The 971-nt window shown below is 61.3% G+C and carries 2 protein-coding genes; both read left to right on the top strand.

Features of this window, described 5'->3' with window-relative positions; all coding sequences use genetic code 11:
- The first annotated feature begins 103 nt into the window (after nucleotides 1-103).
- Nucleotides 104-409, top strand: coding sequence for a hypothetical protein (locus B1964_RS07655; RefSeq protein ID WP_079929398.1), 306 nt, complete (start codon nucleotides 104-106; stop codon nucleotides 407-409).
- A gap of 328 nt (nucleotides 410-737) precedes the next feature.
- A partial coding sequence (locus B1964_RS30670; protein ID WP_216354231.1) for a hypothetical protein occupies nucleotides 738-971 on the top strand: 234 nt, incomplete at its 3' end.

Raw genomic sequence — 971 nt, 5'->3', positions numbered from 1 at the left:
CTTCTCCGCCCTCATCAGGGCAATCAGGACTCTAAAACAACCCGGACCGGCTCACGGGGGACACGCCAAACCCGTACCCATCCAGCGGCCTCAACGCAGAAGAGTGACCAAGACGTTCGGCCTGTCGATGGGCGACCTTCTAGGACTCCTCGATATTTCTGAGGATTCCATCGCCAACGCTGCTATCTCGCGATCGGAGACCGGCGTCGTTCTCGTGAGCCACGAACAATGCGGCAACCTCTTCCTCGCGATCGGGATGAGAATCCAATGCGATCACGGCGTGGCCGAGATCACCGAGCTCAATGACCAAGACGCAACAATCACGCCCCTCGCCACGAATAGCGCAACCACGCTTCCCATCGCCGATCTCGTATTTCAGGAAGGCTTCGAGATCCTCGACCACCAGTGACTTTCGAATCAAGCACTTCGCATTGGAGGCCGACTTCGAAGCCGCGTTGGCTCGCGTCCGACGGGCAAGCGAACACAGAGACACCCTGTGGGAGCTGGCCGCCGAGCATCTCGCCGATATCCGATCAACCAGAGGTTCGACGTCGGTGAGCACGACGTACGCGTACTCGCATCAGAATCCGCACGATTCCCCGTCCAGATATCCGTCATCTTCGGAGAGTGGTTACACAATCTCCGATCTGCACTCGACGCAACACTGTACGAGCTGGCAGTGCACGACACTGGCCAGAATCCGCCGAGCCACGCCCCGCGTCGTCACACGCACATACGTGAAATGGCACGTCAAACGCACCCACCACGCCTCCTGGCCACAATTCACACACTCGCCGGTCTACACAACGCTCAAGTGCCTCGCCCACCACTCCCCCTCGGCACTGGGGCCGGGTGAACCGCAACGAGGAAGCTCCCGGACGCCACCGGGCCGGGCGCAGTATCGGGACTATGACGGCAAGACGCGGCCGGTGGAGCGATTCGGCACCTCGGGGGCGAAGGCCGAACGGGGG

The sequence above is a fragment of the Gordonia sp. i37 genome (assembly GCF_002043085.1).
GTDB classification, from domain to species: domain Bacteria; phylum Actinomycetota; class Actinomycetes; order Mycobacteriales; family Mycobacteriaceae; genus Gordonia; species Gordonia polyisoprenivorans.
Note: the sequence above shows the minus strand (reverse complement) of the source record. Positions and strands in the feature narration are given on the sequence as shown.